Here is a 26,266-nt window from a genome sequence, read left to right as displayed (position 1 = left end):
TGGGGCCACGGGCGTCCGTGTCGCGGTGAGTCGGCGTGGCGCGCGCATAACGTGACCATCAACCACACGTCACCCGGGGCACCCGCCCCGCGAGGAGCATCCGCATGTCCAGCGAGTTCTTCATTCCGGACCTGGAGGGCCAGGTCCCCGACGTCGAGGGCTACTTCGGCGATTTCGGCGGCAAGTTCATCCCGGAGGCGCTCGTCGCCGCCGTGGACGAGGTCGCCGTCGAGTACGACAAGGCCAAGGCCGACCCCGAGTTCGCGCGCGAGCTCAACGACCTGATGGTCAACTACACGGGCCGTCCGAGCGCCCTGACCGAGGTGCCGCGGTTCGCCGAGCACGCGGGCGGCGCCCGGATCTTCCTCAAGCGCGAGGACCTGAACCACACCGGCTCGCACAAGATCAACAACGTGCTGGGTCAGGCCCTGCTGACCAGGCGCATGGGCAAGACGCGGGTCATCGCCGAGACCGGCGCCGGCCAGCACGGCGTGGCCACGGCCACCGCCTGCGCCCTCTTCGGCCTCGAGTGCACCATCTACATGGGCGAGGTCGACACCCAGCGCCAGGCCCTGAACGTGGCCCGGATGCGGATGCTCGGCGCCGAGGTCGTCGCCGTGAAGTCCGGCAGCCGCACCCTCAAGGACGCCATCAACGAGGCGTTCCGCGACTGGGTCGCGAACGTCGACCGGACGCACTACCTGTTCGGCACCGTGGCCGGCCCGCACCCCTTCCCGGCGATGGTCCGCGACTTCCACCGGGTCATCGGCGTCGAGGCCCGCCGCCAGCTCCTGGAGCGCGCCGGACGGCTGCCCGACGCGGCGATCGCCTGCGTCGGCGGCGGCTCCAACGCCATCGGCCTCTTCCACGCCTTCGTCCCCGACGCGGGCGTCCGCCTGATCGGCTGCGAGCCCGCCGGCCACGGCGTCGAGACCGGCGAGCACGCGGCCACCCTGACCGCGGGCGAGCCCGGCATCCTGCACGGCTCACGCAGCTACGTCCTCCAGGACGAGGAGGGCCAGATCACCGAGCCGTACTCGATCTCGGCCGGCCTCGACTACCCGGGCATCGGCCCCGAGCACGCCTACCTCAAGGACAGCGGGCGCGGCGAGTACCGGGCCGTCACCGACGACGCCGCCATGCAGGCGCTGCGGCTGCTCTCCCGTACCGAGGGCATCATCCCGGCCATCGAGTCGGCGCACGCCCTCGCGGGGGCCCTGGAGGTCGGCAAGGAGCTGGGCAAGGACGCCCTGCTGCTCGTCAACCTCTCGGGACGCGGGGACAAGGACATGGACACGGCCGCCCGCTACTTCGGGCTGTACGACGGGGAGGGCTCGAAGTGACGACCGGAAACATCCAGCTGCTCGGTGACACCCTCGCCAAGGCGAAGGCCGAGGACCGCGCCGCGCTGATCGCCTATCTGCCGGCCGGGTTCCCGACGGTCGACGGCGGCATCGCGGCGATCAAGGCCGTCTTCGACGGCGGCGCCGACGTGGTCGAGGTCGGTCTCCCGCACAGCGACCCGGTGCTCGACGGGCCGGTCATCCAGACCGCCGACGACATCGCCCTGCGTGGCGGCGTCAAGATCGCCGACGTCATGCGGACGGTCCGCGAGGCCCACGAGGCCACCGGTAAGCCGGTCCTGGTCATGACCTACTGGAACCCGATCGACCGCTACGGCATCGAGCGCTTCACCGAGGAGCTCGCCGCGGCCGGCGGCGCGGGCTGCATCCTGCCCGACCTGCCGGTCCAGGAGTCGGCGGTCTGGCGGGAGCACGCCGACAAGCGCGGTCTCGCCACCGTCTTCGTCGTCGCCCCCAGCAGCAAGGACGAGCGGCTGGCGACCATCACGTCGGTCGGCTCCGGCTTCGTCTACGCGGCCTCGCTCATGGGCGTCACCGGCACCCGCGCCTCCGTCGGCGAGCAGGCCGCCGACCTGGTCCGCCGCACCCGGGCCACCTCCGAGCTGCCGGTCTGCGTCGGCCTCGGCGTCTCCGACGCCGCCCAGGCCAAGGAGGTCGCCAGCTTCGCCGACGGCGTCATCGTCGGCTCCGCCTTCGTGAAGCGCATCCTCGACGCCGACGGCGACGAGGCCGCCGGACTCGCCGCCGTAAGGGAACTGGCGGGCGAACTCGCGCAGGGTGTCCGCCGCGTCCCGTAACCCATTGGGGTGGATCTGCGACCGGGGAGGCACGCACGTGCCTCCCCGGTTCGTTCCTGAGGCGTGAGCGAGAAGAACAGCGGTGACGGTAACCGGAGCGCGCGGGAGCGCCTCCAGCAGCAGCGCGAGCGCGACAAGGCCCGCGAGAAGCAGCGGCGCGTCCTGATCGTGTCTGCGGCGGTGGTCGGGGTCCTCGGCCTCGCCGCGGTCGTCGGGGTGATCGCCGCGAGCGGCGACAAGGACGGCGGGTCCGACAAGGCCGGCCCGGTGGTCGCGCCGACCGGGTCGATCGAGGGCGACAAGCCCGCGATCCCGACGGGCCGGACGGACGCCCCGTCGACGCTGGCGATCTGGGAGGACTTCCGCTGCCCGGCGTGCGCCCAGTTCGAGAACGTCATGCGGGACAGCATCCACGAGCTGGAGGCGTCCGGCGCGCTCAAGGCCGAGTACCACCTCGCCACCCTCATCGACGGGAACATGGGCGGCAGCGGCTCGCTGCGCGCGGCGAACGCGGCCGCGTGCGCCCAGGACGCGGGGAAGTTCACCGCGCACCACGACACGCTCTACACCAACCAGCCCCCGGAGACGGACGACGCCTTCGGGAAGAACGACAAGCTGATCGAGCTGGCGGCCAAGGTGCCCGGGCTCGACACGCCGACGTTCCGCAGCTGCGTCCAGGACGGCACGCACGACAGCTGGGTCGTGAAGTCGAACGAGGCATTCCAGAACGGCGGCTTCCGCGGCACGCCCACGGTCCTCCTCAACGGCGAGTCGATCTTCCCGACCAAGGGGAACGAGCAGATCTCCCCGGAGAACCTGAAGAAGTGGGTGGCCGAGGCCAACAAGGGCAAGAAGGCCGGCACGGCCTCGCCCTCGGCCGGCTGAGCCGCTCCCGGGCGGGTTAGTTACCCATACGTTGCCGGGCGGGCTGCCGTCGCGCCCGCCCGGCAGGGTAGCGTCGGTCCTGCCATGGACCTTGCCTACATTCCCAGCCCGTCGACCGGCGTGATCAACCTCGGACCGATCCCGCTGCGCGGCTATGCCTTCTGCATCATCATCGGTGTCTTCGTCGCCGTCTGGTACGGCAACAAGCGCTGGATCGCCCGGGGCGGCACCGCCGGCACCGTGGCCGACATCGCCGTCTGGGCGGTGCCCTTCGGCCTCGTCGGCGGACGCCTGTACCACGTGATCACCGACTACCAGCTGTACTTCAGCGAGGGTGAGAACTGGGTCGACGCCTTCAAGATCTGGGAGGGCGGCCTCGGCATCTGGGGCGCCATCGCGCTCGGCGCGGTCGGTGCCTGGATCGGCTGCCGCCGCCGGGGCATCCCGCTCCCGGCGTACGCGGACGCCATCGCGCCCGGCATCGCCTTCGCCCAGGCCATCGGCCGCTGGGGCAACTGGTTCAACCAGGAGCTCTACGGCCGCCCGACCGACCTGCCCTGGGCCCTGAAGATCACCGAGAGCGCCAACCGCGAGGCCGGGCTGTACCACCCGACCTTCCTCTACGAGTCGCTCTGGTGCGTCGGCGTCGGCTTCCTCGTCATCTGGGCCGACCGCCGCTTCAAGCTCGGCCACGGGCGGGCCTTCGCGCTGTACGTCGCCGCCTACTGCACCGGCCGCGCCTGGATCGAGTACATGCGGGTCGACGAGGCCCACCACGTGCTCGGCCTGCGGCTGAACGTCTGGACGGCGATCGTCGTCTTCCTGCTCGCGGTGGTCTACATCGTGGTCTCGTCGCGGGTGCGGCCCGGTCGCGAGGAGATCGTCGAGCCGAAGTCGCAGAAGACGGCGGAGAAGTCGGACGAGGACGGCGAGGCCGCGCCGGACGACGCGTCCGAGGAGGACGCAGCCGACGGGGACGAGCCGCCGGCCGACGCGGCCGAGGACGCCACCCCGGAGGACGCCGGGAAGAAGGAACACGACGCCGACAACGGCGCGGGATCGGCCGCCAAGAGCTGATCCGTCCGCCGTCGAGGGGCCGCCGGGACCGAGAGGTGCCGGCGGCCCCTTCGTATGCCCGCCCCTCCCGCGCGTCCGGCTCAGGCCGAACGGGAGGCGAGGGAGAGGACCCGGTGGGCGACCGCCACCACGGCGGCGTCGACGAAACGGCCGTCGGGCAGGGCCAGGGCGCCGGGCTCGCCCGCGGCCGCCTCCACGACCTCCCGCGCCGCGTCGACCTCCTCGGACGTGGGCAGATAGGCCCGCTCGATGACCGGGAGCTGGCGGGGGTGGATCGCCGCCCGGCCGAGGAACCCCAGCGCCCGGCCCCGGGCGCAGCCCGCGGCCAGGGCCTCCAGGTCGCCGATGTCGGGGTGGACCGACTGGGCCGGGGGCGGCAGGGCGGCCGCGCGGGCCGCGACCACCACGCGGCTGCGCGGCCAGTCGAGTGCCCTGTCGTCCCGAACGCCCAGGTCGGCGCGGAGGTCCGCCTCGCCGAGCGCGAGGCCGCGCACGGCGGGGTCGGCGGTGGCGATGGCGAAGGCGTGCTCCACCGCGAGGGCGTTCTCCAGGAGCGGGTAGAGGGGGAGACCCGGGGCGATCGCGGAGATCCGGTGGATGTCGGAGGCGCACGTCACCTTCGGCACCCGCAGCCCGCGGAGGCCGGGAAGGAGGGCGAGCACGGGGATGTCGTGCGGGGAGTGGACGCGGACGTGCACCGGGACGGGGTGGACGTCGGTGAGCAGATCGGCCGTGGCGTCGAGGGCGTACGCCTTGCGGTGCGGGGCGACCGCGTCCTCCAGGTCGACGATGACGACGTCGGCGCCGGAGGACAGGGCCTTGGCGACGACCGCGGGCCGGTCGCCGGGCGCGTACAGCCAGGTGAGGGGGGTGCGGGCCGGGCCGAGACCGACGGAGCCCGGCGCCCCGGTCAGGGTGCTCATACCGCGCCCCGCTCGCGGAGGCCGTCGATCTCGGCGGGGGTGAGGCCGAGTTCGGTGAGGACGGCGGTGGTGTCGGCGCCGTGCGGGCGGCCGGGCCAGCGGATGGCGCCGGGGGTCTCGGAGAGCCGGAAGAGGACGTTCTGCATCCTGATCGGGCCGAGTTCGGGGTCCTGCACCTCGGTGACGGTGCCCAGGGCCTGGTACTGCGGATCGGCGACGACGTCCCGGACGTCGTACACCGGGGCGATCGCCGCCTCCGCCTTCTCGAAGGCGGCCATCGCGTCGTCGCGGGTGTGGCGGGCGATCCAGGTGCCGACGGCCTCGTCCAGTTCGTCCGCGTGCGCGGCCCGGCCCGCTCCGTCGGCGAACCACGGCTCGTCGATCAGCTCCGGGCGGCCGACCAGCCGCAGCACCCGCTCGGCGATCGACTGGGCGGAGGTGGAGACGGCGACCCACGAGCCGTCCGCCGTCCGGTAGGTGTTGCGCGGGGCGTTGTTGCGGGAGCGGTTGCCGGTCCGGGGCTGGACGTAGCCGAGCTGGTCGTACCAGAGGGCGTGGGGTCCGATGACGGAGAGCATCGGCTCGATGATCGCCATGTCGACGACCTGGCCGCGGCCGGTCGTGGTCCTGGCGGTCAGCGCGGTCATCACCGCGTACGCGGTGGCGAGCGCGGCGATCGAGTCGGCCAGGCCGAAGGGGGGCAGCGTGGGCGGACCGTCGGGTTCGCCGGTGATGGCGGCGAACCCGCTCATCGCCTCGGCGAGGGTGCCGAAGCCGGGACGGTGGGCGTACGGGCCGAACTGGCCGAAGCCGGTGACGCGGGCGAGGACCAGCCGCGGGTTGACGGCGGAGAGCTCCTCCCAGCCCAGACCCCAGCGTTCGAGGGTGCCGGGGCGGAAGTTCTCCACGATCACGTCGGCCTCGGCGGCGAGCGCGAGCAGGGTGTCGCGGCCGCCCGGCGAGGACAGGTCGAGGGTGATCGTCCGCTTGTTGCGGCCGAGGACCTTCCACCAGAGGCCGACGCCGTCCTTGGCGGGCCCGTGGCCCCTGGACGGGTCGGGCTTGCGGGGGTGCTCGACCTTGACGACGTCGGCGCCGAAGTCGCCCAGCATCATGGCCGCGAGCGGGCCGGCGAACAGGGTGGCGAGATCCAGGACGCGCAGCCCGTCGAGCGGCGGAGCGGGGGTGACGGGCGCGGGAGCCGGGGCGTGGGCGGTCATACGGCGTCGGCCTCCAGGGTGTGGGGGGAGTGGAAGGCCGCCTCGATCTCGACGCGGTACGGCATCGAGGTCGACGCGCCCTCCCGCTGGACGGAGAGCGCGGCGGCGGTGTGCGCCCAGGCGAGGGCCTCCGGGGCGGGCCGGCCGTCGCCGAGGGCGACCGCGAGGGCGCCCACCAGGGTGTCGCCGGCCCCGGTGGTGTCCACGGCCCGGACGCGGGGGGCGGGCACGGCGACCGGGTCGGCGCCCCGCGCCGCGTACAGGCTGCCCGCGGCGCCGAGGGTGATGACCACCTCGGGGACGTCGCGGAGGAGGGCCCGGGCCGCCTCGTGGGGGTCGGTGAGGCCGGTCAGGGCGGCGGCCTCGTGCTCGTTGGGCACCAGCAGGTCGGTGGCGGCGAGGAGTTCGGGCGGCAGGGGCCGGGCGGGGGCGGGGGTGAGGATCGTGCGGACGCCGAGCCGGCGGGCGGTCGCGGCGCCCTCGACGACGACGGAGAGGGGGAGTTCAAGCTGGAGGAGCAGGGTGTCGGCGGTGCCGATGAGGGCCTCGTCGCCGTGGGTGAGGGAGGTGACGGTGCCGTTGGCGCCGGGGACGACGACGATGGCGTTGCCGCCCTCGTCGTCGACGACGATGTGGGCGGTGCCGGAGGAGCCCTCGGAGGTGCGCAGCAGGTCGGTGTCGACCGCGCAGTGCTCCAGGGTGGCCCGGAGCCGGCCGCCGAAGTCGTCCGCGCCGACCGCGCCGATCATCGCCACCTCGCCGCCGGCGCGGGCGGCGGCGACGGCCTGGTTGGCGCCCTTGCCGCCGGGGATGGTGCGGAACGAGCGGCCGGTGACCGTCTCGCCGAGGGCGGGGGCCCTCGGCACGTAGGCCACGAGGTCCATGTTCGTGCTGCCGAGCACGACGATGCTGGTCATGGGCGTACTGCCTCCGTGTGTGTCAGTTCGGCCAGGGTGTCGAAGCCGATGCCGTCGAAGGACGGGACCGACGTCGCCAGGCGGTTCTTGAGCGGTGCGGTCCAGTGTTCGGGCAGCCGGTCGGGGTGCCCGGCGAGCAGCCCGGCGACCGAGCCGGCGGTGGCCCCGTTGGAGTCGGTGTCCCAGCCGCCCGACACCGCCGCGCACACCGAGCGGGAGAAGTCGCCGTCGGCGTGGGTGAGGGCGGCGGCGAGCAGGGCGGTGTTGGGGACGGCATGCACCCAGTGGTACCCGCCGAGTTCGGCGTGCAGCCGGTCGACGACGGCGTCGAAGTCGGGGGTGGCCCGGGCGGCCGTCACCCCCAGCCGGACGGCCTCGGCCAGGCGCGAGCGCGGGGGGATCACGGCCAGGCCGGCGGCGAGCGCCCGGTGGACGTCGGCGGTGCCGGCCGCCGCCGCGGCCACCACGGCGGCGACGAACATGGCGCCGTAGACCCCGTTGGCCGTGTGGGTGAGGGCCGCGTCCCGGTACGCCTGCGCGGCCGCGCCGTCCGGGTCGCCCGGGTGGGTCCAGCCGTGCACGTCGGCCCTGATCTGGGCGCCGATCCACTCCCGGAACGGGTTGCGGCGCAGGGCGGTCAGCGGCGGTTCGACGCCGTCGAGGAGGTTGCGGTAGGCGACGCGCTCGGCCGTGAACGTCCGTCCGGCCGGGAGCTCGTCCAGCCAGAGGCGGGCCACGTCGGCGGTGGTGAAGCCGCGGCCGTACCGCCGGAGCAGCAGCAGGTTGAGGAGGGGGTAGTTGAGGTCGTCGTCCTCGGGCATCCCGTCGATGTTCTCGGCGAGGGAGGTGGCGGCCGAGCGGCGGTTCCAGGGGTGCGCGTCCAGCAGCTGCCGGGGGACGCCGCGCGCGGTGAACCAGCCGGAGAGCGGCCAGTTGCCGGAGGCGCGGGCGAGCGCCCGGATCGCCGGCAGGGGCAGCTTCTCGACGGGCTTGCCGAGCAGGCACCCGGCGGCCCGGCCCAGCCAGGCGGCGTGCAGCCGGTCGAAGAGCCCGGTGTCCCGTCCCGCCGGTCGGACCTCCGGCGCCGCGGTGCGGCCGGTCGCGGTCAGGGCCCGGATGTCGGCGAGGGCGTCCGGTTCCCGCTCCGTCAGCGGAGAGGGGAGGGCGGCCAGGGCGTCCAGGAGCTCCTCCGCCAGCGGGCGCAGCTCCGGGCGGGGGGTCCCGGAGGCACCCGCCGCCGCCGGGGCGGGCGGGCCGCCCGCCGCCGACCACCGGGCCGCGAGGGCACGGGCGTCGCGGCCGTCCTCCGCGGCCTGGCGGAGTTCGTGGCCCACGAGGTCCTCCGGCTGGACCCAGGTGAGGCGGAGGGTCACCGGTCCGTGCCCGTCAGGGTCGCGAAGGCCGACTCGTGCGTCCGGCGCAGCGCGGTGTCGTGGGCGAAGACCTCCCGGGCGACCGCGGCCAGGGCCGCGGCCGGGGCGCGCAGGTCGAGGCGGCTGGCCTCCGCCACCTGCTCCGCCCAGTCGGCGGGGACGGCGGCCTCGCCGTGCAGGGCGCCCACGATCGCCCCGGCCATGGTCGCGATCGAGTCGCAGTCCCGGCCGTAGTTGACGGCGCCGAGGACCGTGCGGCGGAAGTCGCCGCCGCCGACGAGCAGCATGCCCAGGGCGATCGGCAGCTCCTCGATCGCGTGCAGCCGGGAGGGCCTGCGGGCGCCGAGGGACGGGGAGCGGTAGTCGGGGCCGACCGAGTCGAAGGGGGCGACCGCCCGCCGCAGGGGGGCGAGCGCGGACTCGAAGTCGGTGTGCCGGGCCGCGACTTCGGTCACCGCCTCGATCGCCGCCCGTGTCCCGTCCTTCGCCAGGGCCAGGGCCGCGCCGACCACCGACTCCGGTGTCGCCCCCGGCGCGCAGGCCGCCGCGACCGCCGCCGCGAAGACGCCCGCGGCCTCCCTGCCGTACGAGGACTGGTGGGCGCCCGCGAGGTCGACCGCCTCGGCGTAGGCGGCCGCCGGATGCGCGGCGTTGACCAGGCCGACCGGCGCCATGTACATCGCCGCACCGCAGTTGACGATGTTGCCGGCGCCCGCCTCGCGGGGGTCCACGTGGCCGTAGTGGAGCCGGGCCACGATCCACTTCTCGGCGAGGAAGACGCGCTGGAGGGGGAGCGCCTCGGCCTCCAGCTCCGGGATCCAGACGGGGGAGCCCATGAGTTCGGGCACGAGGTGGTCCGCGACGGCGTACGCGTCGAGGTGGCCGCGGACCTTCTCGTACACCCGGATCAGGGCGTGGGTCATCAAGGTGTCGTCGGTGACGTGCCCGTCGCCCTTGTGGTACGGCGCGATGGGGCGGGCGGTGCGCCAGTCGCCGCCGTTCCAGGGGCCGACGACACCGGTGACCCGGCCGCCGTGGCGCTCCAGGATCTGTTCGGGGGTGTAGCCCTCGACGGGGCCGCCGAGCGCGTCGCCGACGGCGGCCCCGAGGAGGCTTCCGGTGATCCGGTCATCCAGCGTGGGTGCGTCCAGCGGGGGCAGCGGCGCCGTGGGGACGTCCAGTGTGGGAGTCATGTCTGAATTGTCCACCTGGGGTGGCCGGTTCCGTGGCTCCCAGCAGCCCGGCGAGTTCCACCAGATCCGTCCCCGCGAGCCGGGGCAGCGCGCACCCCGCCAGCGTCCGGCAGGCGTCCCGCCAGCTCTCCGGCACCGAACGCCCGCCGCCGAGCGCGCCGGTGAGTGCGCCCGCCAGCGCCGGCGCCGAGTCGGCGACCCGGGAGAGGCAGGCGGCGGCCGGCACCGCGGCCGCCATCTCGCCCCGCGCGGCCGTCGCGAGGGCCAGCGCGACGGGGACGGTCTCGGCGGCGGCGATGCCGTAGCTGTACACGTGGTCCACGATCCGGTGCTCCAGGAGCGGGACCAGCTCGAACGCCGAACCGGCCGTCCGCGCCAGCTCCACCGCGTACCGCGCGTTGCGGCCGATCTCCGTGGCCGGCGGGAGTTCGGCGAGCGCCGCCCCCACCGCCTCGTCCACCGTGGCCCCGCCGAGCGCCGCGGCGACCGCCGCCGCCATGGCGCGTGCGCCGTGCACCCCGTCGCCGTCCTGCGTGTACCGCGCGTCGAACTCGGCGAGTTCGGCGGCGGCGCGCGGGTCGCCCGGGTGGACCACCGCGAGGACGGCGGCCCGCACACAGGCGGCGTCGTCGAAGAAGTGCGGGTTGTCGTGCCCCGTGGCGGGCGGGCGCAGACCGGTGGCCAGATTGCCCAGACCGGCCCGTACGGAGATCCGGGCGCGCAGGGGCAGCACCGCCGACTCGACCTCGGGCGCACGGTCGGCCGCGGCGGCCACCTGGCCCGCGAGGGCGTTCCAGGCGAGGTCGACGGCCGCGCGCAGCCGCCGCTCCGGGGGAAGCCCGGCGAACACCGGACCGGACGCCGCGAGCACCGCCTCCGCCGTGAACACCGCCCACTCCGCGTCGTCGGAGGGCCCGAGGCGCAGCGGCTCGGGCGGCTGGTTGAGCGCGATGGGGACGGGCAGCGTCGTGGTCGCGTTCTGCTCCGCGAACGTGTCCAGCTCCCGCGTCAGGCGGCGGGTCCACTCCGGCATCCGGGCAGCGCGGTGCCGGGCCGCCGGCCACCCCGCGGCGTCGCCCGCCGCGAGGCCGAGGAGCAGCCCCTCGACCGCGTCCCGCCCGGCCCTGCGGGGTGCGTCCGCCGTGTCCGACTCCGGGGCCTCGCCGCCCCAGGACCCGGTGCCGCGGACGGGCTCGGGCCCGCCGGGCACCGGAAGCGGTGGCGGGTCCTGCGGCGCGTCGAGGAGGACGCGGCCGGTCTCCGGCGCCGGGCGCCGTGGCCGGCCGTCCCGCACGGTGGGGCGGGCGTCCACCACCGGCGCGTCGGGGGCGGCGGGCATGGAGGCGCCGGCGGCGGTGGGTGTGGGGTGGGCGGGCGTGGAGGCGCCGGCCGCCGTGGGTGTGGGGTTGGCGGTCATGTGGCGTTCTCCTCCGGGGTGAGCAGGTCGGCGATGTCGAGGACGTGGTAGCCGCGCATCGAGGGGAGGCAGCTGCCCGTCACGGGGGAGATGGCGGTGGCCCACTCCTCCGGGATGGCGGAGACGCCGGACATCGCGCCGGCGAGGGCACCGGCCACGGCGGCGGTGGTGTCGGCGTCGCGGCCCATGTTGACGGCGGTGAGGACGGCCGTCCGGAAGTCGCCGCGGGCGGCGGCGAAGGCGCCGAAGGCGAGGCCGACGGCTTCGGGGGCGAGGTCCGTCCAGGGGTAGCCGCCGATGACCACGGCGGAGCGGACCTGGCGTTCGCGGGTCAGCGGGTCGGGTTGGACGCGCTGGGCGGCGACGACCGCGCGGCGCAGGGAGCGCGCGGTCCAGGAGTCCATCGGGACGACGGAGAGGGCGGCCGCGATGACCGAGGTGACGCCCGCGCCGCCCATCGCCGCGGCGACGCCGGCCGCGACCGCCTGGCCGCCGTAGATGCCCTCGCCGTCGTGGCTGACGCTGCCGTCGATCGCCACCAGCCGGGCGGCCTCGGCCGGTCGGCCCGCGGCGAAGACGCCGAACGGGGCGGCCCGCATGGCCAGGCCGTCGCTCCAGGCGTGGCGGTGCTGGGCGGAGATGGGGGCGGCGAGACCGCGGCGGAGGTTCTCCAGGGTGCCGCGCTCGGAGAACCCGGCGCCGCGGAACGGCCCTTCGTCGAGGTCGGCGATCCAGTGGTGCCAGGCCCGCTCCACGTCCCCCACCGTGAGGGCCGAGCCGTGCCGGGCGAGGAGGAGGGCGGAGAAGACGGCGTACTCGGTGTCGTCCGTGCCCGCCGGGCTGTCCGTCACGAAGCCCTCGATGCGGCCCCAGCGGCGGCGGATCTCGGAGGGCCGCATGTTCTCGGCGGGCGCGCCGAGCGCGTCGCCGACGGCGAGGCCGAGGAGCGCCCCTCTCGCCCGTTCACGCGTGTCGCGTGCCGTGGTGGTCACCATGTCGCGGCCCCTTCCTCGGGTGGGGCGCACCGATGGCGCCCCCGATGCCTGGATCTGTGCCACCGCGCGGCGGGAACTCGCCGAAGAAACGTCTCTGTCACCCGGCTGACACCCCGCCAGGATCCGCGCGCTCAGGTGAGGGGGGCCTTAGTAAGTACGGCCTGCCTTGCTGGCGGACCCCTTACATCGCGCGTATTTTCGAGGGTGTTGGGGGCGGCGGGTGCAACCCGGCCCGCCGGAACGAGGGGAGAGCCATGTCCATCATCGAAGCTCAGGCGCCACTGCACGAGGCCCACCGCGACAACCACACCCACCGTGACGTCAACGGCGGTTGGCTGCGTCCGGCGGTCTTCGGCGCGATGGACGGACTCGTCTCCAACCTCGCCCTGATGACCGGTGTCGCGGGCGGCTCGGTCTCCACCCAGACCGTCGTCGTCACCGGACTCGCGGGCCTCGCGGCCGGCGCCTTCTCGATGGCCGCCGGCGAGTACACCTCCGTCGCCTCGCAGCGCGAGCTCGTGCAGGCGGAACTGGACGTCGAGCGCCGTCAGTTGCGCAAGCACCCGATCGACGAGATGGAGGAGCTGGCCGCGCTCTACGTCTCCCGCGGTGTCGAGCCCGCCCTCGCCCGCGAGGTCGCGATGCAGCTGTCGAAGGACCCCGAGCAGGCCCTGGAGATCCACGCCCGCGAGGAGCTGGGCATCGATCCGGACGACCTGCCGTCCCCGGCCGTCGCCGCGGTCTCGTCCTTCGGCTCCTTCGCCCTGGGTGCGCTGCTCCCCGTCCTGCCGTACCTGCTCGGCGCGACCGCGCTCTGGCCGGCCGTCCTGCTCGCGCTCGTCGGGCTCTTCGCCTGCGGCGCGCTGGTGGCCCGGGTGACCGCCCGCGGCTGGCTGTTCAGCGGCATGCGCCAGCTCGTCCTGGGCGGCGCCGCCGCGGCCGTCACGTACGGACTCGGCATGCTCCTCGGGGCGGCGCTGTAACCGTGCCACGGAATCCGCGGTGATGCGGATTCCGCATCCGTGCCGGAACGGATTCCGTACCGCCGTAGAAGACCGAGAGGCCCCCGAAAGGGGCCTTTCCGGCGTTCAGGGGCGCCATTTCGGGACGTAGGGTGCTGATCGGTTGTGACGTATATCCCTGGCCGGATTCGTCGCGGCGATGAGACACTATGCAGGACGCCACATATGTAGCCGGTTACTCGGCGGTTTCGAACTCGTGACCAACGGGAATGAGGCCAGAGCGTCACCGGGCAACGAAGCCCGATCAGCGACGGACCGCCGGATTCCGGAGATCGTCCGGAACCCTGGATCCGTCCCCGCGAGGCAGTCGCTGCCGCCGCACCCCAGAGCTGAACCCACACCACCGCTGCGTATCGGCGGTGTCCGCATGCTGGAACGAGCTATCCACTTCGCGAGAAGCCAGCCATCATGTAACCTGCACGAAATTTCGCGGAGGGCCAACGTCGTCCCTCGGCAGTCGCTCCCCCAGACGTCGTCTGGGAGATGCCCCCAGCCACGACGACGACGGGAGAGCCGATGCGTTCCGACGCCTGGTCGCCCATGGACGGTCGCCCCGCTCCACAGGGGATGTACGACCCCCGTAACGAACACGACGCCTGTGGTGTCGGGTTCGTGGCCACCCTGACCGGTGTAGCCAGCCACGCGCTGGTCGAGCAGGCGCTGACCGTACTGCGCAACCTCGAGCACCGCGGCGCCACCGGCTCCGAGCCCGACTCCGGTGACGGCGCCGGCATCCTGCTCCAGGTCCCGGACGCCTTCCTCCGCGAGGTCGCGGGATTCGAGCTCCCCGAAGCCGGCGCGTACGCCGTCGGCATCGCCTTCCTCCCCGAGGACGGCACGGCCGAGACCGTCGCGAAGATCGAGACGATCGCCGCCGAAGAGGGCCTGAACGTCCTCGGCTGGCGCGACGTCCCCGTCGCCCCCGAGCTGCTCGGCGCCTCCGCCCGCTCCACCATGCCGGTCTTCCGCCAGCTCTTCGTGGCCGACGGCGAGCACCACGGCATCGCGCTGGACCGCAAGGCGTTCGTGCTGCGCAAGCGCGCCGAGCGCGAGGCGGCGACCTACTTCCCGTCGCTCTCCGCCCGCACCGTCGTCTACAAGGGCATGCTGACCACCGGCCAGCTGGAGCCCTTCTTCCCGGACCTGTCGGACCGCCGCTGCGCCACCGCCGTGGCCCTGGTCCACTCCCGGTTCTCCACCAACACCTTCCCGAGCTGGCCGCTGGCCCACCCGTACCGCTTCGTCGCCCACAACGGTGAGATCAACACCGTCAAGGGCAACCGGAACTGGATGACCGCCCGCGAGGCCCAGCTCGACTCCAAGGTCTTCGGCGAGGGCAAGGACCTCTCCCGGATCTTCCCGATCTGCACCCCGGACGCCTCCGACTCGGCCTCCTTCGACGAGGTCCTGGAGCTGCTCCACCTCGGCGGCCGCTCCCTGCCGCACGCGGTCCTGATGATGGTCCCGGAGGCGTGGGAGAACCACGAGTCCATGGACCCGTCCCGCCGCGCCTTCTACCAGTACCACTCCACGCTGATGGAGCCCTGGGACGGCCCGGCCTGCGTCACCTTCACCGACGGCGTCCAGGTCGGCGCGGTCCTCGACCGCAACGGTCTGCGCCCCGGCCGCTACTGGGTCACCGACGAGGGCCTCGTCGTCCTCTCCTCCGAGGTCGGCGTCCTCGACATCGACCCCGCCAAGGTCGTCCGCAAGGGCCGCCTCCAGCCCGGCAAGATGTTCCTCGTCGACACCGCCGAGCACCGCATCGTCGAGGACGACGAGATCAAGGCCGGCCTCGCCGCCGAGAACCCCTACGAGGAGTGGCTGGAGACCGGGGAGATCGAGCTCTCCGACCTCCCCGAGCGCGAGCACATCGTGCACACCCACGCCTCGGTCACCCGCCGCCAGCAGACCTTCGGCTACACCGAGGAAGAGCTCCGCGTCATCCTCGCGCCGATGGCCCGCACCGCCGGCGAGCCCCTCGGCTCCATGGGCACCGACTCGCCGATCGCGGCGCTGTCCGCCCGCCCGCGGCTGCTCTTCGACTACTTCACCCAGCTCTTCGCGCAGGTCACCAACCCGCCGCTGGACGCCATCCGCGAGGAACTCGTCACCTCGCTGCGCTCCTCCCTCGGCCCCGGCAGCAACCTGCTCGACCCCACCGCCGGGTCGTGTCGCAGCGTCACCCTGCCCTTCCCGGTGATCGACAACGACGAGCTGGCCAAGCTCATCCACATCAACGCCGACGGCGACATGCCCGGCATGAAGGCCGCCACGCTCTCCGGCCTCTACCGCGTCTCCGGCGGCGGCGAGTCCCTCGCCGCCCGCATCGACGCCATCTGCGCCGAGGCCGACACCGCCATCGAGGGCGGCGCCCGCCTCATCGTGCTCTCCGACCGGCACTCCGACGCCGAGCACGCGCCGATCCCCTCGCTGCTGCTCACCGCGGCCGTCCACCACCACCTCATCCGCACCAAGCAGCGCACCAAGGTGGGCCTGCTGGTCGAGGCCGGCGACGTCCGCGAGGTCCACCACGTCGCCCTGCTCATCGGCTACGGCGCCGCGGCGGTCAACCCCTACCTCGCCATGGAGTCCGTCGAGGACCTGGTCCGCGACGGCACCTTCATCGAGGGCATGGAGCCCGAGCAGGCCATCCGGAACCTGATCTACGCCCTCGGCAAGGGCGTCCTCAAGGTCATGTCCAAGATGGGCATCTCCACCGTCGCCTCCTACCGCGGCGCCCAGGTCTTCGAGGCCGTCGGCCTCGACGAGACCTTCGTCGCCACCTACTTCAACGGCACGGCCACCAAGATCGGCGGCGCCGGCCTCGACGTCGTCGCCAAGGAGGTCGCCGCCCGCCACGCCAAGGCGTACCCCGTCTCCGGCGTCGCCTCCGCGCACCGCGCCCTGGAGATCGGCGGCGAGTACCAGTGGCGCCGCGAGGGCGAGCCGCACCTGTTCGACCCGGAGACCGTCTTCCGCCTGCAGCACGCCACGCGCAACAAGCGGTACGACATCTTCAAGCAGTACACCGGGCGGGTCAACGAGCAGTCCGAGCGCCTCATGACGCTCCGCGGCCTGTTCGGCTTCTCCTCGGAGCGGGAGGCGATCTCGATCGACGAGGTCGAGCCGGTCTCCGAGATCGTCAAGCGCTTCTCCACCGGCGCCATGTCGTACGGCTCCATCTCCCGCGAGGCGCACGAGACGCTCGCCGTCGCCATGAACCGGCTGGGCGCCAAGTCCAACACCGGCGAGGGCGGCGAGGACCCGGACCGCCTGTACGACCCGGAGCGCCGCTCCGCGATCAAGCAGGTCGCCTCCGGCCGCTTCGGCGTCACCAGCGAGTACCTGGTCAACGCGGACGACATCCAGATCAAGATGGCCCAGGGCGCCAAGCCCGGCGAGGGCGGCCAGCTGCCCGGCCACAAGGTCTACCCGTGGGTCGCCAAGACGCGTCACTCGACGCCCGGCGTCGGCCTCATCTCGCCGCCGCCGCACCACGACATCTACTCCATCGAGGATCTGGCCCAGCTGATCCACGACCTCAAGAACGCCAACCCGGTCGCCCGCATCCACGTGAAGCTGGTCTCCGAGGTCGGCGTCGGCACGGTCGCCGCCGGTGTCTCCAAGGCCCACGCGGACGTCGTCCTGATCTCCGGCCACGACGGCGGAACGGGCGCCTCGCCGCTCACCTCGCTGAAGCACGCCGGCGGTCCCTGGGAGCTCGGCCTCGCCGAGACCCAGCAGACGCTGCTGCTCAACGGCCTGCGCGACCGCATCGTCGTCCAGACCGACGGTCAGCTGAAGACCGGCCGCGACGTGGTCATCGCCGCGCTGCTCGGCGCCGAGGAGTTCGGTTTCGCGACCGCGCCGCTCGTCGTCTCCGGCTGCGTCATGATGCGCGTCTGCCACCTGGACACCTGCCCGGTCGGCATCGCCACCCAGAACCCGGTCCTGCGCGACCGCTTCTCCGGCAAGGCCGAGTTCGTCGTCAACTTCTTCGAGTTCATCGCCGAGGAGGTCCGCGAGCTCCTCGCCGAGCTGGGCTTCCGCACCCTCGAAGAGGCCGTCGGCCACGCCGAGCTGCTCGACACCAGCCGCGCCGTCACCCACTGGAAGGCGCAGGGTCTCGACCTGCAGCCGCTCTTCCACGTGCCGGAGCTGCCCGAGGGCGCGGTCCGCCACGCCCGGATCGAGCAGGACCACGGCCTGGAGAAGGCCCTCGACAACGAGCTGATCCAGCTCGCCGCCGAGGCCCTGAACGCGGCCACCGCCGAGGAGGCCCAGCCGGTCCGCGCCCAGGTCGCCATCCGCAACATCAACCGCACGGTCGGCACCATGCTCGGCCACCAGGTCACGAAGAAGTTCGGCGGCGCCGGCCTCCCGGCCGACACCATCGACATCACCTTCACCGGCTCCGCCGGCCAGTCGTTCGGCGCCTTCCTGCCGGCCGGTGTCACCCTCCGCCTGGAGGGCGACGCCAACGACTACGTCGGCAAGGGCCTCTCCGGCGGCCGCGTCGTCGTCCGCCCCGACCGCGGCGCCGACCACCTGGCCGAGTACTCGACCATCGCGGGCAACACCATCGGCTACGGCGCCACGGGCGGCGAGCTCTTCCTCCGCGGCCGCACCGGCGAGCGCTTCTGCGTCCGCAACTCCGGCGCGCTGGTCGTCTCGGAGGGCGTGGGCGACCACGGCTGCGAGTACATGACCGGCGGCACGGCCGTCGTCCTCGGCGAGACGGGCCGCAACTTCGCGGCCGGCATGTCCGGCGGCGTCGCGTACGTCGTCGACCTCGACCGGGACAACGTCAACTCCGGGAACCTGGGCGCGATCGAGGCCCTGTCGGACACCGACAGGACGTGGCTGCACGACGTCGTGCGCCGTCACCTGGAGGAGACCGGCTCCACGGTCGCCGAGAAGCTCCTCGCCGACTGGGACGCCGCGGCGGCCCGGTTCAGCAAGATCATCCCCACCACGTACAAGGCAGTGCTCGCCGCCAAGGACGCCGCTGAGCTCGCCGGTCTCTCCGAGACCGAGACCACCGAGAAGATGATGGAGGCTGCGTCCCATGGCTGACCCCAAGGGCTTCCTGACCACCGGGCGCGAAGTCGCCCAGACCCGACCGGTGGGCGAGCGCGTCAGGGACTGGAACGAGGTCTACGTTCCCGGCTCCCTGCTCCCGATCATCAGCAAGCAGGCCGGACGCTGCATGGACTGCGGCATCCCGTTCTGCCACAACGGCTGCCCCCTCGGGAACCTGATCCCCGAGTGGAACGACTACGCCTACCGCGAGGACTGGGCGGCGGCGTCGGAGCGGCTGCACGCCACGAACAACTTCCCGGAGTTCACCGGCCGCCTGTGCCCTGCTCCGTGCGAGTCCGCGTGCGTGCTCGGCATCAACCAGCCGGCCGTCACCATCAAGAACGTCGAAGTCTCCATCATCGACAAGGCGTGGGACTCCAACGACGTCACGCCGCAGGTGCCCGAGCGCCTGTCCGGCAAGACGGCCGCCGTCATCGGCTCGGGACCGGCGGGCCTCGCCGCCGCCCAGCAGCTGACGCGGGCCGGCCACACCGTGGTCGTCTACGAGCGCGCCGACCGCATCGGCGGCCTGCTGCGCTACGGCATCCCCGAGTTCAAGATGGAGAAGCGGCACATCAACCGCCGCATCGAGCAGATGCGCGCGGAGGGCACCAAGTTCCGCACGGGCATCGAGATCGGCCGCGACCTGACGTCGACGGACCTGCGCAAGCGGTTCGACGCCGTGGTCATCGCCGCCGGCGCCACCACCGCCCGCGACCTGCCCGTCCCGGGCCGGGAGCTGAACGGCATCCACCAGGCGATGGAGTACCTGCCGCTCGCCAACAAGGTCGTCGAGGGCGACTTCGTGGCCCCGCCGATCACCGCCGAGGGCAAGCACGTCGTCGTCATCGGCGGCGGCGACACCGGCGCCGACTGCGTCGGCACGGCCCACCGCCAGGGCGCGGCCTCGGTCACGCAGCTGGAGATCATGCCCAAGCCGGGCGAGGAGCGGAACCCGGGCCAGCCCTGGCCGACCTTCCCCATGCTCTACAAGGTCACCTCGGCGCACGAGGAGGGCGGTGAGCGGGTCTACTCCGTCTCCACCACCCACTTCGAGGGCGACGAGGACGGCAACGTCCAGTCCCTCCACCTCATCGAGGTCGAGTTCGTCGACGGCAGGCTGACGCAGAAGCCGGGCACGGAGCGCCGGATCCCCGCCCAGCTGGTCACGCTCGCGATGGGCTTCACCGGCACGGACGTGGAGAACGGCCTGGTCGCCCAGTTTGGTCTGGACCTCGACGAGCGGGGTAACATCGCCCGTGACGCGGAGTTCGCCACCAATGTCGATGGCGTGTACGTCGCCGGCGACGCCGGCCGCGGCCAGTCCCTCATCGTGTGGGCCATCGCCGAGGGCCGCTCCGCCGCCCGCGGAGTCGACCGCTTCCTGACCGGAGCCAGCTCCCTGCCGGCCCCGATCCGCCCGACGGACCGCTCCCTCGTGGTCTGATCCCGCCGGATCACCCCCAAGACGTCCCGTACAACGACGTACGGAACTGAGCGCGGCGCCCCCCGAATGTCCCCGACCGGACGACTGGGAGGGCGCCGATGCGCGTCCCCGCCCCCTCAGCCCACCGGCCCGGGGAAGATCCACGTGATCAGCGACGCCGCCGACACCGCCACCACCCCGGCCAGCCCCATCCACCGGGCCCACCCGGTCGTCCGCCGGACCTTCCCGGCCCGGGCGCGCTCGTACCGCAGGAGGTACTCCGCCCCCGAGGGAAGCCTCCGCCCGGGCCGCTCGTGCACGACCGTCACCATCAGCCAGGACGCCAGCAGGAGCAGCAGGAACCCACCCGCCAGCAGCCCTGTCACCCACCACCGCGGACCCGTGGTCATCCGGCTCAGGTTCTCCTGGCCCTTCAGCACGAAGACCACCGTCAGCAGCCCGGTGAGCGTGGCGAGGAAGTTCCGGTACCCCTCCGCCTGCTGGAGGGCCGCGCGCAGCTGCTCCGGCGGCCTCGCCATGGCCAGTACCCGCTCGTCGGCGTCCCGCAGCTCCGCGGGCGTGAACTCGTTCACCGCGCCGTTCCCCCCGGCGGCAACGCGATCCAGAACGAGGCCCCGCACCCCGCCTCGACGCCCGTCGGCCGGTCCGCGTGGGAGGCCCCGCACGCACACCGCGCGTACTTCGGGGCCCCGTCGTCGAACACCTGCTTCCCCGGCCCACCGGGCCCCTTGGTCACGTACTGCACGTCTTCCCAGACCCGCATCGTCACGCACCGGCACTCGGGGCACTCACCGGTGGCCACCACTCCGCCGGCCGCCCGTGACTCCCAGAGGAAGGTGGCGACGGGCGCGGTGAGCGGCCGGTCGGTGACGCGGTAGGGAACGGTCGGACTCATGGGCGCGGGCCTCCTGCCGCCGGGGTGGGGAACGAGAGCGAAGAGCCGTGCGCACCGCCGGATCCGGTCCGGGGCGCGGGTACGGAGCGCGCTCCCCACCCGCACCCATGATCCCAGAACGATGCCGCCCCACAAGGGAGTTCGGGACGACGGCCGTCACCCGGAGAGGGGCGCCAGCCAGGCCGCCGCGGTGGTCAGGGCCGCGTCCGCTTCGGGGAGGAGGCCGGCGCCGGCGAGGAAGCCGTGGAACATGCCGGTGTGGAGGTGGACCTGGGTGGGGACGGCGGCGGCGGAGAGGCGGCGGGCGTGGGCGAGGCCCTCGTCGCGGAGGGGGTCGCAGTCGGCGAGGAGGAGAAGGGCCGGGGGGAGGCGGGAGAGGTCCGCGGCGAGACCGGGGGAGGCCGCGCGGGGGTCGCCGCAGGGGCCGAGGTACTGCTGCCAGTACCAGCGCATGTGGGCGGTGGTGTGGAAGAAGCCGTCGGCGAAGTCGCGGGCGGAGGGACGGTCGAGGCGATGGTCGAGGGCCGGGTAGAGGAGGAGCTGGGCCGCGACGGGCGGGCCGCCCCCGTCGCGGGCGCGGAGGGCCGCCGCGGCGGCGAGGCCGCCGCCGCTGGAGTCGCCGGCGAGGACGAGGGGGCGGCCGGGGTAGGCGGCGGCCGCCCAGCGCAGGGCGGTGTACACGTCGTCCTCGGCGGCGGGGAAGCGGTGTTCGGGCGCGCGCCGGTAGTCGACGGAGAGCACCGTGGCGCGGGTGCGGGCGGCGAGGGCGCGGCAGAGCCGGTCGTGGGTGTCCAGGTCGCCGAGGACCCAGCCGCCCCCGTGGGCGAAGACGACGACCGGGTCGGCGGGGCCCTCGTAGACGCGGACCGGGACGCCGTGCGCGGAGACGGAAGGGGTGGGCGGGATCGCCCCGAGGCGGGCGCGGGCCGCCGCGCGGAGCGCCTCCGGGCCCGCCCCGGGGCGGGGGAATCCGGCCGACAGCGCCTCGCAGAGCGCGCGGGCGGCCGGGGTGAGCGGGTCGGTGGTCACGCGGTGAGACCTCCGTCGACCGTGAACGCGGCGCCGGTCACGTACGAGGACGCCTCCGACAGCAGGAAGGCGACCAGCTCCCCGACCTCCTCGGGACGCCCCATGCGGCCGAGGGGGACGTGGGACCAGTCGCGGTCGGCGACGGCGGCCGTCATGGGGGTGTCGACCGCGCCCGGGTGGACGGAGTTGACCCGGACGCCGTACGGGGCGAGGTCGAGCGCCGACGAGCGGGTCAGTCCGCGGAGGCCGAACTTGGCCGCGCCGTAGGCCGCGTGGCCGGGGACGCCGACGAGGCCGGCGGTGGAGGACACGTTCACGATCGAGCCGCCGCCCGCCCGCCGGAGGGAGGGGAGGACGGCCTGGATGCCGAGGAGGGGGCCCAGCAGGTTCACCCTGAGCAGGAGTTCGGCGTTCTCGTACGTCTCCGACTCCACCGGGGCCGTCCGCCAGAGCGCCGCGTTGTTGACGAGTCCGTCGACGCCGCCGTACGCGCCGTGCGCGGCGTCCGTCACGGTCCGCCAGTCGTCGGCCGAGGTCACGTCGTGGCGGACGAAGAGCGCCGCGGCGCCGAGTCCGGCCGCGACGGCCCGGCCCTCCTCCTCCCGTACGTCGGTGAGGACGACGCGCGCGCCTGACGCCACCAGGAGGCGGGCCTCGGCCGCGCCCTGGCCGCGGGCGGCGCCGGTGACGACGACGACCTTGCCCCGCAGGCCGGTCACGGGCGGGCCGCCGCGGCGCGGAAGCGGGGGATGACCTTCGTGCCCCACTGGCGGATGGTCTCCAGGCAGACGTCCTGGGGCACGGTGCCCATCTGGATGAGGCACATCACCTCGTCCACCCCGATGTCGCGGAGCCGTTCGACGTAGGCGATCGCGGTGGCGGCGTCGCCGTAGGCGTGGTCGGCGTTGTACGGGCCGGTGTCGACGGGCCGGGCGGGGATGTCCGCCTCGTGGAGGCGGGCGACGAGCCTGCGGCGCTCCCGGTCGAGCGCCCCGGCGTGGTCCTCGTCCTCGGCGTAGCCGGTGGGGGCCGGTGCGCCGCCGTACCAGTGGGCGATCGACTCGGCGAAGAAGCGCTGGCCGCGGGTGCCCAGCCGGAGCGCGCGGGCGGCGTCGTCGAGGACGATCGTCGGGCACAGGGCGGAGAAGTGGTCGTTGACCTCGGTGGAGACGAGGCGCGATCCGTCGCGGGCGGCGACGGCCTCGTCGTACACGCCGCGCATCGCGCGGACGTCGTCGGCGCCGGCGAAGCCCATCACCAGGGCGCCGATGCCGAGTTCGGCGGCCTGCCGGAGCGAGTCGTGCTGCGAGCAGGCCATGAAGAGCGGCGGGTGCGGGGTCTGCACGGGGCGGGGGAGCACCGCCCCCGGGCCGATGTCGAGCGTGCCGTGCCATTCGAACTCGGGCTCGCGCCAGGCGGAGGCGAAGATCCGCAGGGCCTCCTCCGTCTGCGGGCGGGTGTCGTCGGGGCTGACCCCGAACATCCGCATCTCCTGGCGGGTCGCGCCCCGGCCGGCGCCGACGTCGACGCGGCCGCCGGAGAGCACGTCGAGCATCGCGGCGCGTTCGGCGACCCGGACGGGGTGCTGGTAGCCGAAGGGCATGGTCACCACGCCGTGGCCGACGCGGATGGTCCGGGTGCGGGCGGCGACCCAGGTCAGGAAGATCTCGGACGCGCTCATGTGGGCGTACTGGGTGAGGGAGTGGTGCTCGACCGCCCAGACGCGGTCGAAGCCCATCTCCTCGGCGAGGACGGCCTGTTCGACGCAGTCGTGGAGGACGCGGTGTTCGCGGTCGGGGGTGGGGTCGACGAGCTGTGCTTCGAAGATCATCGAGAACTTCACGGGGGAGCTCCTCCCGGAACGCTCAGGCGGATATGCCTAATCGAAATACTTCTAGCAGGCATAAAGTGAGGAGGGAAGGCCCGTAGACTTCCCTCCGTGGTGGACGACGAGACCGTGCCGGACCTTCCCGCGACCAGCTGGGCGGTGCTCGGACTGCTTTCGTTCGGACGGGAGTTGTCGGGCTACGACGTCAAGAAGTGGGCGGACCGGTCGCTCGGCCTCTTCTACTGGAGCCCTTCCTTCAGTCAGGTCTACAGCGAGCTGAAGCGGCTGGAGACCCGCGGCTACGCGACCTCGCGCCTCGTCGCCCCCGAGGCCGGCGCCCGCGACAAGCGCGTCTACCGCGTCACCGACGACGGCCTCGCCGCCGTCCGCGCCTGGGCCCGCAACGCGCCGCTCGACCCCCCGGTCCTGAAGCACGGGCCCATGCTGCGGCTCTGGCTCGGCCACCTCCTCGAACCCGACCGGATGCGGGAGATCCTGGCCGGACACCGGGAGTACGCCGAGACCATGAGGCTGCGCGCCGAGGCGGACGTCGCGGACGCGGCGGCCGACGAGGCGTGGGCGTACCCCCGGCTCGCCCTGACCTGGGCCGAGAGGTACTACGCGGCCGAACGCGATCTGGCCGACGCCATGCTCGCGGACATCGAGGAAGGGGAAGGGAAGCGCCCATGGCACTGAGCCTGCAGAAGGTCGAGGAGACCGCGCCCGCGCTCGTCAACCTGTACAAGTCGGCCGGGGACTCGGTCCGGCGGCACGGGATGAGCGGGCAGCGGGTCGCCGTCTACCTGGTCGTGGACTACTCGGGGTCGATGAAGCCCTACTACGCCGACGGCAGCGTGCAGGCCCTGGCCGACCGGGTGCTGGGACTGTCGGCGCACTTCGACGACGACGGACGGGTGCCGGTGGTGTTCTTCTCGACCGACATCGACGCGGAGACGGACATCCGGCTGGACGACCACGCGGGGCGGATCGACCGGATCGTGGCGGGCCTGGGGCACATGGGCAAGACGAGCTACCACCTCGCGATGGACGCCGTCATCGACCACTACCTGGACAGCGGCTCGACCGCGCCCGCGCTCGTCGTCTTCCAGACCGACGGCGGCCCGATCAACAAGCCGGCGGCGGAACGCTACGTGTGCAAGGCGGCGCGGCTGCCGATCTTCTGGCAGTTCATCGGCTTCGGGGACCCGGCGAGCCGGCAGTTCGAGTTCCTGCGCAAGCTCGACGAGCTGGACGTGCCGGGGAAGCGGCCGGTCGACAACGCGGGGTTCTTCCACGCGGGTCAGGACCCGAGCCGGGTCCCGGACGCGGAGCTGTACGACAGGATCGTCGCCGAGTTCCCCACATGGCTCGCGGCGGCCCGGGCCCGGGGCATCGTCCGGTCATGAACCCGAGCCCGCACCCACCTCCTCGCCGAGGCGCGCGAACTGCTCCTCGGTGAGGGTGACGTCGAGCGCGCCCAGGTTCTCCACCAGGTGGGCCGCCGAGGACGTGCCCGGGATGGGCAGGATGTGCGGGGACCGGTGCAGCAGCCAGGCCAGGGCCGTCTGCGACGGGGTGGCGCCGACCTCGCGGGCGACCCGGGCCACGGGCCCGTCGGGACCCGCGTGCCCGCCCATGGCGACCGGGAAGAAGGGCACGAACGCGATCCCGCGCCCGGCGGTGTGCTCGACCACCGCCTCGTGGGCGCGGGTCGCCAGGTTGTACAGGTTCTGCACGGCCGCGATCGGCGCGGCGGCCTCGGCCTCCTCCAGCTGGGCGACGGTCACCTCCGAGAGGCCGATGTGCCGGACCTTGCCCTCCTCCTGAAGGCGCTTCAGGGCACCGATCTGCTCGGCGACCGGGACGTTCTCGTCGAGGCGGTGCAGGTAGAGGAGGTCGATGCGGTCGGTGCGCAGGCGGCGCAGGCTCAGCTCGGCCTGCTGGCGCAGATAGGCGGGATGGCCGAGCGGCACCCACTCGGTGGGGGAGGGCCGGACCACGCCGACCTTGGTGGCCACCGCGATCTCGTCGCGGTACGGCGCCAGGGCCTCGGCGAGCAGTTCCTCACCCGCCCCCAGGGCGTAGGCGTCGGCCGTGTCGAAGAGCGTCACGCCCGCCTCGGCCGCCGTCCGGAGCAGCGCCACCGCCGCGGCGCGGTCGGCCGGGGCCGTCCAGATCGGCGCCTCGGGCCCGGTCGGGTCGCCGGGGGCGTCGGCGAGTCGCATCGTGCCGTACCCGACACGTCGGACCGGGAGGTCGCCGCCGAGCTGGAATATCGTCGTGTCCGGGGACTTCGTGTCGTGTCTCATGCCCGGAACCGTAGGAGCTGACATGGATGTGAGCTTCAAGCGCACACGGGCACATGTGAGGGGGGTCACACAGTGAAGATCGGTGAACTGGCGCAGGCGACCGGAGTGAGCGTGCGGCTCCTGCGCTACTACGAGGAGCAGGGCCTCCTCGACGCCGCCCGCACGCCGGGCGGCCAGCGGGTCTACGGCCCCGACGCCCCCGCGGTCGTCCGCCGCATCCGCGCCCTGCTCGCCGCGGGGCTGCCGACGCGCGTCATCTCCGAGGTCCTGGACTGCGTCTGCGGCAGCGAGGCCGAGATCGAGCCCTGCCTCAGCCCCCTGCTGGTCGCGCGGCTCGACGCCCTCGACGAGCAGATCCACGACCTGGAGGGCACCCGCTCCTCCCTCGCCGCGCTCGTGGCCGCCACGGAGGGCCGACAACCGGCCACCGAGGGAGGGTCGGTGGCCCGCAATCCGGTGGCCCCCGCGCGGGCGCGGGGCCGATCATGAC

The 26,266-nt window shown here is 73.6% G+C and carries 23 protein-coding genes; 10 read left to right on the top strand and 13 right to left on the bottom strand.

The window, feature by feature from the left end; genetic code table 11:
• The first annotated feature begins 104 nt into the window (after positions 1–104).
• The 4 genes from trpB (at position 105) to lgt (ending at position 4,123) form a co-directional block, all read left to right on the top strand.
• Positions 105–1,343, top strand: coding sequence for a tryptophan synthase subunit beta (trpB, locus tag AB0424_RS04750; RefSeq protein WP_366302273.1), 1,239 nt, complete (start codon positions 105–107; stop codon positions 1,341–1,343).
• Positions 1,340–2,161 (top strand): tryptophan synthase subunit alpha, encoded by an 822-nt coding sequence (trpA, locus tag AB0424_RS04745; protein WP_366302271.1) that lies wholly within the window; start codon positions 1,340–1,342, stop codon positions 2,159–2,161. Before trpB ends, trpA begins: the two co-directional genes overlap by 4 nt.
• A 63-nt stretch (positions 2,162–2,224) precedes the next feature.
• Complete coding sequence (locus AB0424_RS04740; protein ID WP_366302269.1) at positions 2,225–3,046, top strand: thioredoxin domain-containing protein; 822 nt, start codon at positions 2,225–2,227, stop codon at positions 3,044–3,046.
• A gap of 84 nt (positions 3,047–3,130) precedes the next feature.
• Complete coding sequence (lgt, locus tag AB0424_RS04735) at positions 3,131–4,123, top strand: prolipoprotein diacylglyceryl transferase (RefSeq protein WP_366302267.1); 993 nt, start codon at positions 3,131–3,133, stop codon at positions 4,121–4,123.
• An 80-nt stretch (positions 4,124–4,203) separates the two neighbouring features.
• On the opposite strand, the gene AB0424_RS04730 is transcribed toward lgt, so the two are convergent.
• The 7 genes from AB0424_RS04730 to AB0424_RS04700 are packed head-to-tail and all read right to left on the bottom strand — an operon-like array spanning position 4,204 to position 12,161.
• Positions 4,204–5,046, bottom strand: coding sequence for an aldolase/citrate lyase family protein (locus AB0424_RS04730; RefSeq protein ID WP_366302265.1), 843 nt, complete (start codon positions 5,044–5,046; stop codon positions 4,204–4,206).
• Positions 5,043–6,266, bottom strand: coding sequence for a CoA transferase (locus tag AB0424_RS04725; protein WP_366302263.1), 1,224 nt, complete (start codon positions 6,264–6,266; stop codon positions 5,043–5,045). The genes AB0424_RS04730 and AB0424_RS04725 overlap by 4 nt, the downstream gene beginning before the upstream one ends.
• Positions 6,263–7,183 (bottom strand): ribokinase, encoded by a 921-nt coding sequence (gene rbsK / locus AB0424_RS04720; RefSeq protein ID WP_366302262.1) that lies wholly within the window; start codon positions 7,181–7,183, stop codon positions 6,263–6,265. Before rbsK ends, AB0424_RS04725 begins: the two co-directional genes overlap by 4 nt.
• Positions 7,180–8,556, bottom strand: coding sequence for an ADP-ribosylglycohydrolase family protein (locus AB0424_RS04715; RefSeq protein ID WP_366302260.1), 1,377 nt, complete (start codon positions 8,554–8,556; stop codon positions 7,180–7,182). Before AB0424_RS04715 ends, rbsK begins: the two co-directional genes overlap by 4 nt.
• Positions 8,553–9,749, bottom strand: coding sequence for an ADP-ribosylglycohydrolase family protein (locus AB0424_RS04710; RefSeq protein WP_366302259.1), 1,197 nt, complete (start codon positions 9,747–9,749; stop codon positions 8,553–8,555). The genes AB0424_RS04715 and AB0424_RS04710 overlap by 4 nt, the downstream gene beginning before the upstream one ends.
• On the bottom strand, positions 9,685–11,166 hold the full coding sequence (locus AB0424_RS04705; RefSeq protein WP_366302257.1) for an ADP-ribosylglycohydrolase family protein: 1,482 nt from the start codon (positions 11,164–11,166) through the stop codon (positions 9,685–9,687). The genes AB0424_RS04710 and AB0424_RS04705 overlap by 65 nt, the downstream gene beginning before the upstream one ends.
• Positions 11,163–12,161: an ADP-ribosylglycohydrolase family protein gene (locus AB0424_RS04700; RefSeq protein WP_366302255.1), complete on the bottom strand. Its 999-nt coding sequence runs from the start codon at positions 12,159–12,161 to the stop codon at positions 11,163–11,165. The genes AB0424_RS04705 and AB0424_RS04700 overlap by 4 nt, the downstream gene beginning before the upstream one ends.
• 254 nt (positions 12,162–12,415) lie before the next feature.
• Between AB0424_RS04700 and AB0424_RS04695 the strand changes: the two genes are divergently transcribed.
• From AB0424_RS04695 to AB0424_RS04685, 3 genes are all read left to right on the top strand, one after another.
• A complete protein-coding gene (locus tag AB0424_RS04695) occupies positions 12,416–13,144 on the top strand; it encodes a VIT1/CCC1 transporter family protein (RefSeq protein ID WP_366302253.1) in 729 nt (242 codons plus the stop codon).
• Positions 13,145–13,699: 555 nt separating this feature from the next.
• On the top strand, positions 13,700–18,262 hold the full coding sequence (gltB, locus tag AB0424_RS04690) for a glutamate synthase large subunit (RefSeq protein ID WP_366302252.1): 4,563 nt from the start codon (positions 13,700–13,702) through the stop codon (positions 18,260–18,262).
• Positions 18,255–19,715 (top strand): glutamate synthase subunit beta, encoded by a 1,461-nt coding sequence (locus AB0424_RS04685; RefSeq protein WP_366302251.1) that lies wholly within the window; start codon positions 18,255–18,257, stop codon positions 19,713–19,715. Before gltB ends, AB0424_RS04685 begins: the two co-directional genes overlap by 8 nt.
• Before the next feature lie 116 nt (positions 19,716–19,831).
• Here AB0424_RS04685 and AB0424_RS04680 read toward each other — a convergent pair whose 3' ends face one another.
• From AB0424_RS04680 to AB0424_RS04660, 5 genes are all read right to left on the bottom strand, one after another.
• Positions 19,832–20,287, bottom strand: coding sequence for a hypothetical protein (locus AB0424_RS04680; RefSeq protein ID WP_366302250.1), 456 nt, complete (start codon positions 20,285–20,287; stop codon positions 19,832–19,834).
• Positions 20,284–20,610, bottom strand: a complete 327-nt coding sequence (locus tag AB0424_RS04675; protein WP_366302248.1) for a hypothetical protein — start codon at positions 20,608–20,610, stop codon at positions 20,284–20,286. Before AB0424_RS04675 ends, AB0424_RS04680 begins: the two co-directional genes overlap by 4 nt.
• A gap of 156 nt (positions 20,611–20,766) precedes the next feature.
• The gene (locus tag AB0424_RS04670) at positions 20,767–21,639 is read right to left on the bottom strand and encodes an alpha/beta hydrolase (protein ID WP_366302246.1); all 873 of its coding nucleotides are present in this window, start codon (positions 21,637–21,639) and stop codon (positions 20,767–20,769) included.
• Positions 21,636–22,358, bottom strand: a complete 723-nt coding sequence (locus AB0424_RS04665; protein WP_366302245.1) for a glucose 1-dehydrogenase — start codon at positions 22,356–22,358, stop codon at positions 21,636–21,638. Before AB0424_RS04665 ends, AB0424_RS04670 begins: the two co-directional genes overlap by 4 nt.
• On the bottom strand, positions 22,355–23,482 hold the full coding sequence (locus AB0424_RS04660) for an LLM class flavin-dependent oxidoreductase (RefSeq protein WP_366302244.1): 1,128 nt from the start codon (positions 23,480–23,482) through the stop codon (positions 22,355–22,357). Before AB0424_RS04660 ends, AB0424_RS04665 begins: the two co-directional genes overlap by 4 nt.
• A 96-nt stretch (positions 23,483–23,578) precedes the next feature.
• Here AB0424_RS04660 and AB0424_RS04655 point away from each other — a divergent pair, with 96 nt between their 5' ends.
• Positions 23,579–24,163: a PadR family transcriptional regulator gene (locus tag AB0424_RS04655; protein WP_366302242.1), complete on the top strand. Its 585-nt coding sequence runs from the start codon at positions 23,579–23,581 to the stop codon at positions 24,161–24,163.
• Positions 24,154–24,873, top strand: coding sequence for a VWA domain-containing protein (locus tag AB0424_RS04650; protein WP_366302240.1), 720 nt, complete (start codon positions 24,154–24,156; stop codon positions 24,871–24,873). Before AB0424_RS04655 ends, AB0424_RS04650 begins: the two co-directional genes overlap by 10 nt.
• On the opposite strand, the gene AB0424_RS04645 is transcribed toward AB0424_RS04650, so the two are convergent.
• On the bottom strand, positions 24,868–25,776 hold the full coding sequence (locus tag AB0424_RS04645; RefSeq protein WP_366302239.1) for an aldo/keto reductase: 909 nt from the start codon (positions 25,774–25,776) through the stop codon (positions 24,868–24,870). The genes AB0424_RS04650 and AB0424_RS04645 overlap by 6 nt on opposite strands.
• A gap of 72 nt (positions 25,777–25,848) precedes the next feature.
• Between AB0424_RS04645 and AB0424_RS04640 the strand changes: the two genes are divergently transcribed.
• A complete protein-coding gene (locus AB0424_RS04640) occupies positions 25,849–26,265 on the top strand; it encodes a MerR family transcriptional regulator (protein WP_366302237.1) in 417 nt (138 codons plus the stop codon).
• The last annotated feature ends 1 nt before the right edge of the window (position 26,266 follow it).

The organism is Streptomyces sp. NPDC051180, from assembly GCF_040689545.1.
Lineage (GTDB): Bacteria > Actinomycetota > Actinomycetes > Streptomycetales > Streptomycetaceae > Streptomyces.
Note: the sequence above shows the minus strand (reverse complement) of the source record. Positions and strands in the feature narration are given on the sequence as shown.